The following is a 17,708-nucleotide window of genomic DNA, read 5'->3' as shown; positions in this document are numbered from 1 at the left end:
CCCAAACCTCTATGGTTATCAAAATACGAAAAGAAGATGCTTTAAATTATCACAGTGCGGGTAAGCCTGGGAAAATTGAAGTAATTCCAACAAAACCTCTATCCAGCCAGCTTGATTTGGCTTTAGCGTACTCCCCTGGAGTGGCCCAGCCTTGCAAAGAGATTGAGGCCGATAAGGAGAATGCTTATAAATATACAGCCAAAGGCAACCTTGTTGCCGTAATTTCCAATGGAACGGCGGTCTTGGGTCTTGGTGATATTGGACCAGATGCATCCAAACCCGTCATGGAAGGCAAAGGTGTGTTGTTTAAAAAATTTGCAGGTATCGATGTATTTGATCTGGAAATCGACGAAAAAGATCCTGATAAACTGATACAGATTATTCGTTCATTGGAGCCCACTTTTGGAGGAATCAACTTGGAAGATATCAAAGCACCGGAATGCTTTATCATTGAGAAGAGTTTGAAAGAAGCCATGAACATTCCGGTAATGCATGACGATCAGCATGGCACGGCAATCATATCTGGCGCGGCATTGCTCAACGCCTTGGATATTATCGGAAAGAAAATTGAAGACATTAAGTTGGTCGTAAGTGGGGCGGGTGCGGCAGCAATTTCTTGTACGAGATTTTACCAGGGGCTTGGTGTCAAAAGAGAAAATATTACGATATGCGACATTGAGGGGGTTATCCGCTCAGACCGTTCGGGACTTAGTGATATTCATAGGGAATTTGCAACTTATAAAAATATTCACCGCATTCAGGAAGCATTGGTTGGTGCTGATGTATTCCTCGGCCTATCTGCAGGAAACATTATCACCCCTGCGGACTTGAGGCTGATGGCCCCTAATCCAATTGTTTTTGCTTTGGCTAATCCAGACCCGGAAATTGAATATGACTTGGCTATGTCGTCCCGGGAGGATATTATCATGGCTACGGGCCGATCGGATTTCCCGAACCAAGTAAACAATGTCATCGGCTTTCCTTATATTTTTCGAGGAGCGTTAGACGTGCGCGCAACCACTATCAATGAAGAAATGAAACTGGCTGCTGCTAGGGCCATTGCCACCCTTGCTCGGGAGCCTGTACCGGATATTGTGAACAAAGCGTATGGCGAATCCAAACTTGCCTTTGGAAAAACATACCTCATTCCAAAACCTCTTGACCCGAGATTAATTACGACTATTGCTCCCGCAGTGGCTAAAGCTGCGATGGAATCCGGTGTTGCCAAAAATTCTATTTCAGATTGGGAAAGTTACGAACTGGAATTGCAGGAAAGAATCGGCATCGATCAGCGACTAATGTCTCGGGTAATCGCAAGAGCTAAGAAAGATCCCAAACGTGTAGTCTTTGCCGAAGCGGACAATCGCAAAATATTGAAGGCTGCCCAATTGATTAAAGATGAAAAAATTGGAATTCCAATCTTGTTGGGCAATCGGGAAAAAATAGAGAGTTTGATTGCTGAAAACTTCCTAGACCTGCCGGATGTAACCATCTTGGATCCTTTTGAGGAAGATGCGATGATCGATAGATATGCCGCTATACTCTATAATAAGCGTAAAAGAAAAGGGCTAACTCCTTACGAGTCTGCAAAATTCATGCGTGACCGAAATTATTTCGGGGCCATGATGGTGGAAGTAGGAGATGCAGATGCGTTAATATCAGGCTTAACGAAGGATTATCCAAGGACAATCCTTCCTTCGCTCCAGATTATTGGCGTAAAAAAAGGGGTGAATCGGGTCGCGGGAATGTATATCATGAATTCCGATAAAGGGCCGTTTTTCTTTGCTGATACCACGGTGAACGTCAACCCAACCGCCGAGGAGTTGGTGGAAATCATCGGACTCACAGCCAATGGGGTCCGGTTTTTTGATATAGATCCAAAAATTGCGGTGTTATCCTATTCAAATTTTGGCTCTGCAAAGGGAAAGATACCCGATAAGACTTCGTTAGCTACATCTTTGGCTAAAGCAAAATATCCGGACTTGGTGATAGAAGGTGAAATGCAAGCAAACGTAGCCCTAAACGAAACAATGCAAAAAGAAAATTATCCATTTAGCTCCTTAATAAATAATAAAGCAAATACCTTAATTTTCCCAGACCTCACATCCGGCAATATAGCCTATAAACTACTTTCTGAAATAGGGAATGCAGAAGCAATCGGGCCCATACTTCTGGGTATGAATAAGTCTGTACACATTCTCCAACTGGGTAGTTCTATACGAGAGATTGTCAATATGGTAGCCATCGCCGTAGTGGATGCCCAAACCATCAACGAGAATGATAGCCTACCTTAAAGGAAAACTTGCATATAAAGATCCTACTTATGTGATCATAGATATTCAGGGTGTTGGCTATATGGTCAAGATATCTCTAGCTACTTATTCTTGGATCAAAGATCAGGAGCTCGTAATGCTGCAAACGTTTCTTCACATCAAGGAAGATGCTCACACCCTGTACGGATTCAAGGATGAAGCGGAAAAAAAACTATTTTTAGCCCTTATATCTATTTCCGGTGTAGGTCCAAATACAGCAGTAATGGTTCTTTCCTCCTTAGACACCTCCGAATTGGAAGATGCTATTGTTTCGGGAGACTATAGCACCATTCAGCGTGTCAAGGGTATAGGCCTTAAAACAGCACAGCGAATTGTATTGGAACTAAAAGATAAAATAAAAAAAGACAGTTATGGTGAGAGTGCGAGTATGGGGACAGGCTTTGTTCAGCGAAACAATAAACTAAAACAGGAAGCGTTACAAGCCTTAATTACATTGGGTTTTCCTAAGGCAGTGGCAGAAAAAAATATCTCCGCAATTTTGAAAAAAAGTGTTGCCGAAATTTCATTAGAAGATTTAATTAAAGCATCTTTAAAGTCATCCTAAAGCACTACAGCATTGACCTCCCCATTCTCAAATATTTTTTCGAGGATAAAGTCGGCTCATCAACAATTCACAATGAAATTATTGTGGGTATTGATGCTAATGGCAGTATGCGTACCCAGCTCCTACGGGTTTCAGGAACAGGTTTCGACTCCAACCGACACACTTCCTTCACATCTGGATTCGTTGACAAAGCGTAGGGCTCTTCCCTCCTTTCTACTTTGGGACAATTTGAATACCCGTCCCCTCTTTCCGTATCAATCTCCTATTTTCACTCCCTCATCCCCATTTCAACTGCCTCCACCCGCAGAGCAGAAAATAGAAGTGGAATTGGATACCGCATTCCGATACAGAATATACGACCAACTTGATTCTACGCAACAGGGAGGCCAAGGTTACACACTAGACTTCGATGATTATTCACAAATGGAACAAATGCGGCTGCGGCAGCAATATTGGCGCAACCGATCGAGAGGAATGGACGGGGAAAGTGCTGTAGGAGGTAGAGGTTTAATTCCTCCCATGACGATGAGCCCCACTTTCGACAGAATCTTTGGAGGCAACGAAATAAATATCGTACCAACAGGCAACGTCAACCTGGATTTCGGTGGAATCTTCCGGCGCATTGACAACCCTTCTATCCCAATCCGACAACAGCGTAACGGGGGATTCAATTTTGACCAACAAATCCAAATGAGCGTAAACGGTCTCTTGGGTCAGAAAGTACGAATAGGAGCGAATTTTGATTCAAACAATTCATTTGACTTCGAAAATCAACTTAAAGTAGAATATGCGGGGTTTGAGGAAGATATAATCAAAAGCATAGAAATCGGCAACGTAAGTATGCCCGTTCAAAACGGCCTTATTCAGGGAGCCCAAAATCTCTTTGGCGTCAAAACCCAGATGCAGTTTGGGAAATTATTCATGACCACTGTGGCATCCACCCAACGGGGCAGAAGAGACGAACTGATCATCGAGGGCGGCAACCAAGGAAGGCCATTTGAAATACGTGCTTCCAATTACGATGAAAACCGACACTTTTTCCTAAGTCACTTTTTTCGGGAGAATTACGAAAACTGGCTAAGGGGTCTACCGCAGGTCCTATCAGGAGTTCAAATTACCCGAGTCGAGGTATACATTATGAACCGGGCAAACAATACGCAAACGCTCCGGAATTTTGTGGCATTTATGGATCTCGGTGAGGGGCAGCGAATATTCAGGCCGGATAATCCGAATATTGGCACGGGGAATCCACAGGCTCCCGCAGCAAACAACTCCAACGGTTTATTTGCCGTGCTCCGTAACAACCCCAGTTTTCGTTCCTTTGAGCAGGCCTCAACGGCCATAACCAATGATCTTGCACTGGAGCGTGGGACCGACTTCGAACAAATAAACGGAGCGCGAAGACTCGAGGAAAATGAATATACCTTCCACCGTGAACTGGGATATTTTTCCCTATTTCGCAAACTTCAAAACGATGAAGTCATCGCAGTTTCCTACGAATATACTTATAATGGTCAATCCTATAAGGTCGGCGAACTTTCAGAAGATTATCAAAACAGGGCCGAAAGTGATGTTATATTCCTAAAATTGCTACGTCCCGCACGGATAAATACCAAGGTTCCTACCTGGGACCTGATGATGAAAAACATTTACAATCTCAACGCAAACCAGATTAAAAAGGAGGGATTTCAGCTACAGATCATCTACCGGGACGACCGCACAGGTTTGGACAACCCCAGTCTACTTGAGGGACAAAACGTCAAAGATATTCCCCTGATCCGCCTCCTTCAGTTAGACAACCTCAATCCCCAAAACGACCCCCAACCAGATGGGAATTTCGATTTTGTTCAAGGGCTCACCATCCGACCCGAACAAGGGCTTGTGATTTTCCCCGTTCTGGAACCCTTTGGAAGAACCCTAGAAAGTAAATTTCTGCCGGCTGAATCAAACCTCATCGATAAATTCGTCTATGACACCTTATACCGTACCACTCTTGCTGATGCGGAACTAGTCACTCGGTTGAACAAATATTTCCTTAAAGGAACCTACACAGCAGGGTCGGCCTCTGAGATCCAGTTGCCGGGATTAAATATATCTGAAGGATCTGTGTTGATAACAGCGGGTAATATTCCGTTGACGGAAGGAGTAGATTATACGGTAGACTACAACATTGGCAGGGTAGTGATCATCAACGAGGGAATACTTCAGTCAGGGAAGAGAATTAGCGTCAGTTTTGAAAAAGCTGACTTGGTATCCTTTCAGACCCGAAGTCTGCTGGGAACCCGTTTTGATTACCTGTTTAACGAGAATTTTAATATTGGTGGTACCTTTCTATACCTCAATGAACGTCCCAATATATCACGGATCGGCACTGGAAACGAAACCCTCCGGAATAGTCTATGGGGTGTTGATGTAAATTATAGCGAAGAATCGCTTTTTTTGACAAAACTTGCCGACGCCCTGCCCTTTACAGAAACGAAGGAACCCTCCATCTTTCAATTCAACGGTGAATTTGCACATTTAATCCCCGGCACCTCCAACCAAGTGGATGGCGAAGGCACTTCCTATATTGACGATTTTGAGACCGCTATCATACCATTTAACCTAGGATCATCCCCGCAGAACTGGAAATTGGCAGCAACACCGGCCACTAATGACAACAAATTTGACCTCAGCATGCAAACAGAGGATCGTTTAGGCAATGCTTACAGAAGGGCAAAACTCGCATGGTATACTATCGATAATGTGTTTTTTCGTCCTTCTGGAACCGGTGTTCCTCCCAACATCACCAATGACGATCGGAGAAACCACTACGTCCGACGGGTTTTACCACAAGAAATTTATCAAGGCAGAAACAGGGACGTTCTTTTAACGCCGGAACCCCTTTTTGATTTGGCTTTTTACCCCCATGAAAGGGGAATGTATAACTATAATCCAAGCCTCAACCCCAACGGCCTGCTGCCCAATCCCCGGCAAAATTACGGAGGAGTTACCCGAGCTATCACTTCCGAAGTAGATTTTGACCGTACCAATATTGAGTATATAGAGTTTTGGATGATGGATCCCTTCCTTACTGGCGAAAATGGCCGGGTACTCGACGGGGTCTTTAATGAGAACAATACCACGGGTGGAAAATTGCTGTTCAACTTAGGGGAAGTTTCCGAGGACATCATGAAAGACGGGCGGCACGCCTTCGAGAACGGGCTCCCAGCCGACGGATCAACAGACCGGACCAGCGAAAATGAATGGGGTCGAGTGACAACGCAGCAGTTTTTGACCCCTGCATTTGATAATTCACCGGAAGCAAGGGAAAACCAAGATGTGGGTCTTGACGGATTAAGCAGTGATGATGAGAGGGAATACTTTGCTGACAGATTTATAAACAGGCTGAATGTAAATCCCCAAGCACTGCAACGCATAGAGGCAGACCCGTCCGAAGACGACTTTCAATATTACTTGGACCCTGAATTTGACCAAAATAACATCAAGACCCTAGAGCGATACAAACGCTTCAACGGCATGGAGGGCAATACCCCCATTACCTCCAATACCAACCTTCCTTATACTCCATCTGGATCTAATATTCCCGATAACGAAGACCTAAACAACGATAATACCATCAATGAAATTGAGAGTTATTATGAATATGAAGTAGACCTAAGGCCCTCCGGCATGCGCGTGGGGCAAAATTATATTGTAGATCAAACTACCGATGTGAGTAATGGTGAAGAGGTGAATTGGTATTTGTTCCGTATCCCCGTTCGGCAACCTGACAGAAGCTACGGCAATATTACCGGATTTAAATCCATCCGGTTTATGCGAACCTACTTGACTGATTTTCAACAACCGGTAGTACTGCGAATGGGAAATTTCCGGTTGGTGGGAAGTCAGTGGCGGATTTTTCAAGAATCACTTTTCGAGCGGGGTTTTGCTGAAATCCCCGAACCGGATAATTCAAACTTTACAGTCGGTGTAGTGAACATCGAAGAAAACGGTCAAGGCGGCGAAAATCAAAGCCCCTATGTCCTTCCTCCCGGCATCTTCCGCGATAGAGATAATACTTCCACGGTAGAAAGACAGCTCAACGAACAATCTTTGCGGCTTTGCGTGGATAACCTTCAGGCCAGGGATTCCAGAGCGGTCTTTAAAAATGTTAGTCAGGACTTGGTTCAGTATGGCCGCCTGAAAATGTTTTTTCATGCCAATAGTATCGACACCCAAGATGGTGAACTTACCGCCTTTATTCGAATGGGTACGGATTATACCGACAATTACTATGAAATTGAAGTACCCTTAAACATGACACCGCGTGGAGCCCGTGATCCAAGACAGATTTGGCCCTTGGAAAACGAGATTGATATCGCGCTTGATGAAATTGTAGGGGTGAAATCAGAACGGGACAATAACCAACGTCCCCAAAACTTGGCCTATTCGGTACAAGTCCGGCAGTATAGGGTTACAGTAGTTGGAAGGCCCGAGCTCAGCTTTATCCAAGGTATGATGATTGGAATCCGAAATCCAGGGAGCTCGGGTGGCGCAAGCAAGTCCGTCTGTGTCTGGGCAAATGAACTACGGGTAACAGATTTCAACAAATCCTCAGGTTGGGCGGCAAATGCCCGGCTAAATGCACAGATTGCTGATGTAGCTGTAATTTCTTCATCGATTCGCCACAACACCTTTGGATTTGGAGGATTGGAGACAAGATTGTCCGAAAGGGCAAGAGAATCCACTACCCAGTACGATGTGTCCGCAAATGTCAATGTGGATAAAATTTTACCGAAAGGATTGGGTTTAAGTATTCCCGTTTATATGAGTATTGAGAATTCGAGCACACGCCCTGAATTCGACCCATTAAACCCTGATGTCCCTTTTGAGGTAGCATTGCAAAAATTCAATACGGGAGCCGAGCGGGATAATTATCGAGACCTAGTTCTGGATCAATCCAGTCGCCGTAATTTTAGTGTAAACAATTTGCGAAAAATCCGAAAGCCTGAAAAAGAGACCAACCGGGTGTATGATTTGGAAAACTTCGCACTCTCCTATGCTTTTGGATCAGTAAAGCAAAGTAATATACAGTTGGCAGATTATACTTTTGAGACCTATAGAGGAAGCGCTGCCTATAGTTTTCAACCCGATCCATTAGAGGTAGAGCCATTTAAAAATGTTGGGTTCTTGGATGGTAAATACTTTCAGCTGGTCAAAGATCTAAATTTCAATTTTGCTCCTTCCCTCTTGTCTGCTCGTATTGATCTTGACAGGAGATTTATGCGTACACAAAACCGGAATGACCAATTAACCACAGTAGGTGTAGAACCATTGTTTCAAAAGAGCTTCTATATTAATCGTTTCTATAGTGTAAACTGGGATTTAACCCAAAACTTATCGGTAGATTTTAACTCCAGCGTGAATGCCATCGTTGATGAACCGGAAGGGGACTTGGATTCGGAGGCGAAGTTAGACTCACTTAGAGCCAATATCAGGTCATTGGGTAGAACAACAAATTACAATCATCAGGGCGTGGTTAATTACTCCGTACCCTTGGATAAAATCCCATTGACCGATTGGATCAAAGTAGATGCCCGCTACGAGGTCGCCTATGGGTGGATTACTGGAGCACTTGGACAAAGGGACACATTGGGAAATGTAATTCAAAATACCCGGGACAGATCATTAAACGGCAAATTAGATTTTATCCGTCTCTATAATAAAAACAAGCGCTTAAATGCCTTGAATGCACCAAAACGTCCGACAATTCCGGGGCGACCACAAACTCAACCTCAACCAGGGGCAGAGGAAGATAGACAGCCCAATACTGAGGGGGCCGTCTCTAGTATCCTTCGTTTTATGATGATGATCAAAGAAGTAAACTTCAGATACCAAGTGACTCAGGGGACATTCTTGCCGGGATATTTGGAAAATTCAGGTTTGCTGGGAATGGACCGAAGCTTTATGAACCCAGGCCTCGACTTTATTCTTGGAAGCCAAAGTGATCAGATTAGATTTGATCTGGCAAACCGGGGAATGCTGGCAGCGAGCACGCAACTAACACAAAGCTTTAGGCAAAACCGGGTAGAAAACTTACAAATATCTTCTTTGGTAGAGCCCATAAGGGACTTTAGAATTACATTGGAAGTAAGAAAACGGGAAAACGGAGAATACAGCGAAATTTTCCGAAGAGAAAGTCCCGGTTCTGAAAACTATACATCCATCAATCCAAACCGGATGGGTGCCTATAGCATAAGCTACAACATGATTAGAACCATTTCCGCCAAAGATGACTCGCAGAATAATTCACCCTTATTCCAGAATTTTGAGAATTACCGTCAAATTATCCAAAGCAGACTAGAATCAAGCAATCCCGGCGGAGCTTATAATATTAACGGACAGGATGTACTCATTCCTGCTTTCTTAGCTGCCTATTCAGGGCAAGCACCTGGGGATGTTTCCCTAAACCCTTTTCCTCGCATCCCACTTCCCAACTGGCGGCTGGAATACCGGGGATTGTCCAAATTGCCTGCCTTACAGGAATATTTCTCTTCCATTAACCTGACCCACAACTATACCTCATCCTATGACGCAAGTAATTTCTCAAATTCACTCCAGTATCAGGACGGATTGGAATTGTATAACAGGCTACAACAAATTCCAAATGCGAGCTTGACGGATGAATTTGGAGCGTATATCCCCATTTTTATCCTGAATCAAGTTGTTGTTTCTGAACGATTTTCACCCCTGATAGGAGTTGACCTCTTGACAAAGGACCGCATGAATATCAGCTTTGAGTACAATACGGAAAGAAACATAGGCCTAAATTTTTCAAATGCCCAAGTAACAGAGCAAAAAAGCCAGGATTTCAGGTTTGATTTAGGCTATACCAAAGCAGGAGTTAAAGTACCCTTTAAGATTCAGGGAAGACAGGAAGTGCTCAGCAATGACCTAACCATACGCATATCAACACGTATAGTGGATACACACACCATACAGCGAAAAATAGAGGAAATAAATACCCTAACCAACGGAAACCTGAATGTACAACTGCGGCCAAGTATTGGCTATGTGGTCAATCAAAAATTAAATGTTCAGTTTTATTTTGACCGAACCATAAATGATCCTAAGGTTTCTACCGCATTTAGAAGAAGTTCTACCGCATTTGGCGGTCAGTTGACATTTAATTTAAGCCAATAATTTTATCAATCAGGTAAACCATGTATTTTTGACCAATCAATCTAACAACTATGAATTTTCCAGAAGAACTAAAGTACACGAAAGACCACGAATGGGTTAAAATTGAGGGAGACATTGCTACAATTGGCATCACTGAATTTGCCCAAAAAGAATTGGGGGATATTGTCTACGTAGAAGTAGAAACAGTAGGAGAGACATTTAGTGTAGGAGAAGTATTCGGAACTGTAGAGGCGGTAAAGACAGTGTCCGATTTATTTATGCCCGTCAGCGGAGAAATAATAGAATTAAACGAGGCACTAGAAGCAGCTCCTGAGTTGGTTAATGAATCGCCTTATGAAGAAGGTTGGATGATAAAAGTGAAGTTATCCGGTGAACCACCGGCTGATTTGATGTCACATAATGCCTATAGCGAACTCATCGGTCAAGCCTAATCATGCGATACCGGATTATCCCAGCCTTGGTTTGGACCTCTGGAGTAGCTTATGCCATCTTAACTCCCGGAAGCAATGTGCCTGAATTACCCAAATTTCCGGGATTTGACAAAGTAATTCATTTTACCCTATTCTTCGGATTGGTATTTTTGTGGAACAGGGTTTGGGTAGGAGAGAAAAACAGCAAAAATAATTTAAAAAAAATATCTCTTAATTATTTAGTTTTTGGAATTATTTTCGCTATATTTACAGAGTTATTACAAATGAACGTGCCGGGCAGGTCTTTTGATAGTTGGGATATAGTTGCAAATGTATCTGGAGGAACTATAGGGACCATATTGTATGTTTATTTGACTAAGAAGCAAAGCAAGCTTGTATAAGTTAAATATTATCAGTAAAATTGTTACTTGCAATTAATTAAATTTAACAACCATAAAAAAATAATCAATCATGGAAGCCAAAAAGACGCCAAAAGCTGACTTGACCAAGAAGACAGGCATGTTCCTGAACCTTGGTCTGATGATTAGCGTTGGTCTTGTCCTATTTGCTTTTGAGTACAAATCATATGGAGATGGTTTGCTCAAAGATTTAGGCTCAATCAACGATGATTTTGAAGAGTTATTAGACATTCCGATTACGGAGCAACCGCCGCCACCACCACCACCAATTGAGCAGCCTGAGATCAAGGAAATCCCTGATGAAATAGAAATCGAGGAGAAAATCGAGGTGAATTTTGATGTTGATGTGCAAGAAGAAACTGTCATCAAAGAGGTGGTTATCGCAGATGCCCCTGTAGTCGAGAAAGCAGATGAAATTTTCGACGTTGTGGAAAACATGCCTACTCCTCCGGGAGGAATGGAAGGTTGGAATAAATACTTACAGAAGAATCTAAAGTATCCAACGCAAGCGCGAAGAATGGGTATTGAAGGTACAGTATATGTAGTATTCGTTGTGAATACAGATGGTTCTATTCAAGACGTTGATATCTTAAGAGGTATCGGTGGAGGATGTGATGAAGAAGCAATGAGGGTAGTAAGAGAAGCTCCAGCTTGGGAACCGGGTAGACAACGCGGAAGACCAGTAAGGGTTAAAATGAGACTACCAATTAGATTTAAACTTAGCTAGTAGAAAAACTTGCAAGTTTTAAAAAAGAGCTATGGAAATCCATGGCTCTTTTTTTTTGCGTGGTTGATTTTTCTAATTAATCAATAGTAAATTCATGGGAAAAGCAGTATACGCTAGAGCGAAACCCAGCCGGAAACATTTCGGACTAAATAATTTTGACCATGGCTAAGAATGTATTTGGAGAAACATTAATCACATGCAGTAGGGATCCCCTTACCGGATTTTTCAGAACAGGGTGTTGCGAAACAGACGAACAAGACCTCGGCACCCATACAGTTTGTGCGATAATGACCGAAGAGTTTCTTTCGTTCAGTCTTAAGATGGGGAATGACTTATCCACCCCACGCCCGGAACTTCAATTTCCCGGACTTCGGGCCGATGACAGATGGTGTTTATGTGCTAACCGTTGGATACAGGCATACCATGCAGGAGTCGCCCCACTGATATTATTGGAGGCTACACACGAAAAAACGCTGGACCTTTTGCCTCTTGAAGAAATAGTTAAATTTGCATACACCACCCAACCGGGAGGCTAAGGTTACAAAATATTGAGAGCTTGTTCCTTAATTTTTTCCAACTCATCTTTCATCTGTATGACCAGCTGCTGAATGACGACATCATTGGCCTTGGAGCCAATTGTGTTAATCTCACGGCCTAGTTCCTGGCTTATAAAGCCTAACTTCTTGCCCTGAGATTCCCCGGAAAGCAATATTTTCCGGAAATAGTTAAGGTGAGTTTCTAGCCTTACGATTTCCTCGGTAATATCCAGCTTTTCGAAATAGTAGATAAGCTCCTGTTCAAACCTATTTTGGTCAAAATCACGTTCTTCCAACCACTCTGAAAAATGGTTTCTGATTTTATCTTTAATTCTTTGCTTCCTGCGGGGCTCTTCCTCTTTGATTCGATCTAATCCATCGGCTATTACTTGAATATTTTCTCCAAATTTTTCCAGAAGAGCTGCTCCCTCGTCTTCCCGATATCCCATACACTTATCTACCGCCTCTAGCAAAACCTTCTTGGCGGCTTCCCATTCTTCAGGTTGCTGGGATTTCTCAGTAACGCTAGTGGATACACTGGGGGACTGCAGGGCTAATTTGACAAGATCAGGAATTGTCTCCCCCACTTGGTTGGCCAACGATTTATACTTTTCGACATATTTTTTAAAAAGCACTTCATTAATTTCTATGGGAAGGTTGTCATAGGATTTTGTGCTAAAATCCAGCGTAAGGTTTACTTTCCCCCTTTCGAGTCGTTCTGATATCAAATTCCTTATTTCGATTTCCTTATCAGCAAACTGCCGAGGATATTTCAAGCTTAAATCCAGAAATTTGGAATTAAGTGTTTTAACTTCTGCATGAATGATGTATGCATCATTCTCCAAATTGGCTACCCCATAGCCAGTCATCGATTTTATCATTTCGCAATATCAAAAATTGTATCCTAAAGTCACATAGAACCTCGTCTTTTCCACAGAATAGTTGCGGATTGGTCTAGCCGCATCAAACTTGACATAGTAATTTAGCAAGACGGTTCTTACACCTGCTCCATAACTTTGTAGCCAGGGGTTGTTGAAGTTATTGAGAGTAATGACAAACGGCGACCCCTCGGTACGAATCACCTCTGTATTTTGATCATTTACGCGTTCCCAAGGAGCCGAATTGGACCAAGACGAACCGGCGTCATAAAAGCCCACCAATTGGAAATTTCGGATAAAATTGGAAGTAATGTTCCCACGGGAAAGGTATGCAAATAAGGGAATGCGCAACTCGGATGAAAAGGTTATCACATTGCTTCCTCTTATTTCGTCATAATTATAGCCCCTCAAGTCAACAAATTCCGCAAACAATAAGTTGGAATTCTCCACACCTGCTGCGTTTCGAACCGGGGAAACTTCGGGCCTATTGCTCGGAGGCTGATGAAACTGGTTAAATAACCAATTGTCCATCCCTCCTACCAAATATCTTTGTGGATTATTGCCAAAGAAACTTCCTGCAAATACCCTTGTTGCCAAGGTGATGTTTTTGTGGATTTTTTGGTAGTTACGAAGATCCAAAAAGAAGTTACTAAAGGAACGTTCCGAAGCATTTAGCCCCTGATAGTGAACAAAACCAACTTTTCCTTTAAAGCCTTGCTCCATATACAATCCAAGCAATCTGGTTTTATCAATGACAAGTTCAGCTTTACCACCTGCGTAGTTAACATCGAACCTGTTTTGGCTTTCAACTTCTCCGCGCAATACAGAATCCTGATTTAAATTAAAATATTGCGTTTTCGCTAGGAATGGATGGAGACTGAATCGAGTGCTTACCGTTAATGGATACGATATACCCAACTCAGTTTTGGTAAGCACATATTTTTGAAACACAAGACGCCCCTCTTCCTCTCTGGTTATGGATCTTCGGTCAAACCTACCACTAATGTCGATTCTACTTTTCAAATATTCGTATTCGAAGAAAATATCACTTCCAGACCTAAAATCCAAGGACGCCAAAATTCCTCCTCTAACCGAGTGGTTGTCCAACAAATCATTCATCTTTCCCGTAAGATTGATTGCAAATCCGCGTAATGGATCCACGCCAAATGTTGTGTTAAGACTGGTGGTTGTGAATAACGGTGTGTATTCCGCTGGCCCTACGACCCGCTTCACCATGGTCTGTTGGCGGAAAGCATCCAAAATATTACTTCTTCCCGTTGCCTGTTGTTGCTGTTGTTGTGGACTAGCCTGCTGCATTTGCAATAGAGGACTGGGGACGGTATCAAAGGTGTAATTGTCAGTATCTATACCACCTTCCCTTTCGAACCTCAGCCGATCCAAACTGATCGAACCGGTCAACGGTGTTGTTGGGACCGTATCTTGGGCTATAATTGTTGTTTCAGAGCTAGTTGCTGAAGGAGCAGCGTCTGGTTCATCTGATCGTGCTGCCCCGCCTATTAACAGATTTTCCAAATCCACCCCAGTAATAGTGGTATCTGTTTCAGTAGGTTGGGTTGTTACAGCAGGGATCGTAGCAGTAGGTTGGGAAGGTTGTTGTGCCACCTCACCCATCATCATATCCTCCAACGACGTCCCTATAGTAACGGTGTCTCGCGCTGCCAATGGAGTTTCGCTAGGCACAACTTCTTCAGTTTCATCATCATCTTCTATTTCCCGCTGAATTCTTCTCGTAGAAATACGCTCATTCAACAGTTTTGCTTGCTGGATTTGAAGTCTAGGCGTACTTGGGGTGAACTGGTCGAGGTTGGGAAATGTCTCCAAGATGAGCTTACTCTGGCTTCCATCCCTAATGGCATAGGCCCATTTGTTTCCACTAAGCGTGTAGTCAAACGTTTCCAAACTTCTATTGAATGCAGAAACCTGACTACTGACCATATTTCCCAAACTAAATCGCATCACATTCATAATCCCACTCTGTTCACTCAGATGTAGAACAGTGGTACTATTCAGCCTTCTGGGCTGTATATTGATATGGTTTACATTGGTAAGCTTGGTAAAAACTATAGAATCACCGTAATCCAATTGAAAGAGATTATAATAATCAGGTAGGTTATTGACATCTATATTTCCTGTCAGTAGGCTGTCAGGCAGGTCTGTCTTATTGGAAGCATAGATAATGGTCGAATCATTCAAAAAAACAGGAGTCCTGTTGTCAAAGATATCATTTGTCAACCGCCTACCCTGTCCTCTCATGTTTAGACTATAAATATCGGTACGTCCGTTGGTAATAGCGGACAAGACCATCGTGTTACCATTGGGAGCAAAATTAAGATCTAATATTTGGGTAAGGTTTCTGAGGAAGATCCTGTCCTGACTACTGCCATCAATAGCCCTCATTCGTATTGTGGTCACCCCCCTGGTAAAACCTGCCAACACTAAATTTAAGGTGTCCTTCCATGCGATAGCAGGTGTGGAAAAATCGGCCCGTTGATCAAAGGAGGAATACCCACCCTTAAATATGACCCGTTCCCGGTTACTGGACAATTCCCTTATTAAAACCCTATACTTCCCGTTGTTATTGACAACGTATGCCAAATTTTTCCCATCGGGACTAAACCTAACTGAAGTGATGGCTCCATATTTTGATTTCGAGGTAGATGCAATTACGTTATTTTGATTGTACTCCTTAAATGTTGTCAGTACGGGCTTATTTAATTCTGTATAAAATGTTCTCCATTCAGTGGTGAAATCTTTGAATCTTCTTCCAAGGGTATTGGCAATACTGTTCTCTTCGTTTCTATTGATTCTACTGAGATTGAGTACACTGGAAATATACCTTCTCCCAAACCGCTCTACTATGAAGTTCCATATGGATTGTCCTACCAATGCGGCCTCTTCCTTGCTTAGCTTGTGCAGTTTCGGGTTTTCATTATCATCTAGATAATGCCTGATAAAGTCATCCATCTCCAAATCCCAGCCATATGCCATATAACGGGCAGCTCCATCAATGAACCAATCAGGGAAATTGTTGATCAAGTTTGACTGGAAGGCGTCTGAAATGCTTGAACCGTACAACATTTCTTCCACGATAATTTTTGAGGTTTGGTAGAGAAGTTCATTTTTGAAGGATTCCCAGGAACCAGTATAAGGAACCTCTGCCAATAACTTGGAAAAAAAGGTTTGACCATCTATGGTGTAATTGTTTTTATTGATATTTAGGTTGCTTTGCAAAAGCTCCTGATGGGAGTTATAAATGAAAATTTTGGGCTTGGTATAGGCCACATATCCAGCAGTCTGGGTTAGCCTGTCAAACTCACTTTCCAAAAAATCAATTGTGAGCCTGGCATTGGCCAAGCCACCATCGTAATAATAGACCTCGAAATTGTTGGAACTGAATAAATACCACTCCTTATTTTTGTATTGTATCCTGTTCTTACCGAATCTCTCCTGATCGAATTGTGCCTCAGCTGAATTAATCCAGCCCAAACACAAGATAAACCAACTAAGGGTTAGAAGTTTAATTTTCATTTACTTTCCTTATTGTAAATACCGACTCTTAAATATACTTAAAAAAACGGTTTATGTTTACCGCTTTTTGAGGTTCCTTCCCTAATGTCAATAATTTTTGCATTTCATCGCTAAAATAAGGGGTTTGAGAAACCCCTTTTGCCCCGAATCCATTGAACACATAAATTTGGCGGTGAACAGGATGCCTTCCCAAGAAAGGTTTCCGATCCGGGGTAGCTGGCCTGATTCCCCACTCATGCTTAACCAAGGAATTTCCCGACAAATTTATAAGGTTTGCCAACTTATCCAAGATTTCCAGTTTCCCCTTTTCTGTCCCGCCGGAAGTCAGGTCTATGTTATCATAGGTAGACCCCACTTTGAAATGTCCACTTGGTAACTGAATAACAAAAACACCCCTATTTACAATTTCATTTGTTTGAAAATCCATGTTTAAAGTAAGAATTTCACCACGAACAGGAGTAAAAGGAAGCCATGAGAAATAGGCACTTTCTTTTGCAGCCATGCCATTTGTATAAACGACCGCCCGTGCATTTATCCCTTCATACTCTACACCCCCACCTTCAACCAGCCTAAGTTTATTTTCGTCGTATACTTTGTTGGTCAACATTTCCCTTTCTCTTAGCCAGTTTGCATACCCATTCAGCATTGATTTTATATCCAGATATCCTGATCTATTTAACAATACCCCCCCGAATGGATCATTTACCCGGTCAAATTGGGATTCGGTATAAATGGATTCGAGATACGAAAGAAACTCGGGTCTACTACTATTGCCCATCCATTCGTTTTGCTCTTCTATATTCAGAAAAGGCCGGTAGATGGGTATCCGGTAAAGGCAACTGATACCAAGCAATTCTTCTAACGAAGAATAAAACGGTTCAATCTCAGCAAATAGTGTATCCGCTTCCCAAGTCTTTACCATTTTTCTTCCCGTGACTGGATTATACAATCCCGCAGCAACGCGGGAGCTGCTTTTTGGATCAGGGTCATCCAAAAGGTGAACGCTGCATCCATTTTGCAGCAGGCGATGGGACAAAACGGTTCCAGCCAGCCCTTGACCAATAAGTAAAAAATCTACTTCCATGTCCAAAATTAAATGATTATTCGTTATTTTGATATAAAATTAA

Annotated in this window: 10 protein-coding genes; 7 read left to right on the top strand and 3 right to left on the bottom strand. The window is 42.6% G+C overall.

The window, feature by feature from the left end:
- Positions 1 to 11: 11 nt before the first annotated feature.
- From FQ608_RS15725 to FQ608_RS15695, 7 genes are all read left to right on the top strand, one after another.
- Positions 12 to 2,294 (top strand): NADP-dependent malic enzyme, encoded by a 2,283-nt coding sequence (locus FQ608_RS15725; protein WP_158859193.1) that lies wholly within the window; start codon positions 12 to 14, stop codon positions 2,292 to 2,294.
- A complete protein-coding gene (gene ruvA / locus FQ608_RS15720) occupies positions 2,278 to 2,877 on the top strand; it encodes a Holliday junction branch migration protein RuvA (protein WP_158859192.1) in 600 nt (199 codons plus the stop codon). Before FQ608_RS15725 ends, ruvA begins: the two co-directional genes overlap by 17 nt.
- Before the next feature lie 72 nt (positions 2,878 to 2,949).
- Positions 2,950 to 10,062: a T9SS outer membrane translocon Sov/SprA gene (gene sov / locus FQ608_RS15715; protein ID WP_158859191.1), complete on the top strand. Its 7,113-nt coding sequence runs from the start codon at positions 2,950 to 2,952 to the stop codon at positions 10,060 to 10,062.
- Between the two features lie 50 nt (positions 10,063 to 10,112).
- Positions 10,113 to 10,493 carry a glycine cleavage system protein GcvH gene (gene gcvH / locus FQ608_RS15710; RefSeq protein WP_158859190.1) on the top strand — a complete coding sequence of 127 codons (381 nt, stop codon included), beginning with the start codon at positions 10,113 to 10,115 and terminating at the stop codon, positions 10,491 to 10,493.
- Positions 10,494 to 10,495: 2 nt separating this feature from the next.
- On the top strand, positions 10,496 to 10,873 hold the full coding sequence (locus FQ608_RS15705; RefSeq protein ID WP_158859189.1) for a VanZ family protein: 378 nt from the start codon (positions 10,496 to 10,498) through the stop codon (positions 10,871 to 10,873).
- Between the two features lie 70 nt (positions 10,874 to 10,943).
- Positions 10,944 to 11,618, top strand: a complete 675-nt coding sequence (locus FQ608_RS15700) for an energy transducer TonB (protein WP_158859188.1) — start codon at positions 10,944 to 10,946, stop codon at positions 11,616 to 11,618.
- A gap of 161 nt (positions 11,619 to 11,779) precedes the next feature.
- Positions 11,780 to 12,154 carry a DUF2237 family protein gene (locus FQ608_RS15695; protein ID WP_158859187.1) on the top strand — a complete coding sequence of 125 codons (375 nt, stop codon included), beginning with the start codon at positions 11,780 to 11,782 and terminating at the stop codon, positions 12,152 to 12,154.
- Between the two features lie 2 nt (positions 12,155 to 12,156).
- On the opposite strand, the gene FQ608_RS15690 is transcribed toward FQ608_RS15695, so the two are convergent.
- From FQ608_RS15690 to FQ608_RS15680, 3 genes are read right to left on the bottom strand one after another with little or no spacing between them, the layout of a single operon-like run.
- Positions 12,157 to 13,035, bottom strand: a complete 879-nt coding sequence (locus FQ608_RS15690) for a YicC/YloC family endoribonuclease (protein WP_158859186.1) — start codon at positions 13,033 to 13,035, stop codon at positions 12,157 to 12,159.
- A gap of 9 nt (positions 13,036 to 13,044) precedes the next feature.
- Positions 13,045 to 16,581: a PD40 domain-containing protein gene (locus FQ608_RS15685; protein WP_158859185.1), complete on the bottom strand. Its 3,537-nt coding sequence runs from the start codon at positions 16,579 to 16,581 to the stop codon at positions 13,045 to 13,047.
- Between the two features lie 28 nt (positions 16,582 to 16,609).
- Complete coding sequence (locus tag FQ608_RS15680) at positions 16,610 to 17,665, bottom strand: NAD(P)/FAD-dependent oxidoreductase (RefSeq protein ID WP_158859184.1); 1,056 nt, start codon at positions 17,663 to 17,665, stop codon at positions 16,610 to 16,612.
- Positions 17,666 to 17,708 lie beyond the last annotated feature (43 nt).

Origin of the sequence: Lunatibacter salilacus, assembly GCF_009797935.1 — a bacterium.
In the GTDB taxonomy this organism is placed as follows: domain Bacteria; phylum Bacteroidota; class Bacteroidia; order Cytophagales; family Cyclobacteriaceae; genus Lunatibacter; species Lunatibacter salilacus.
The sequence above is the reverse complement of the archived record's forward strand: the minus strand, read 5'-3'. Positions and strand labels throughout refer to the sequence as shown.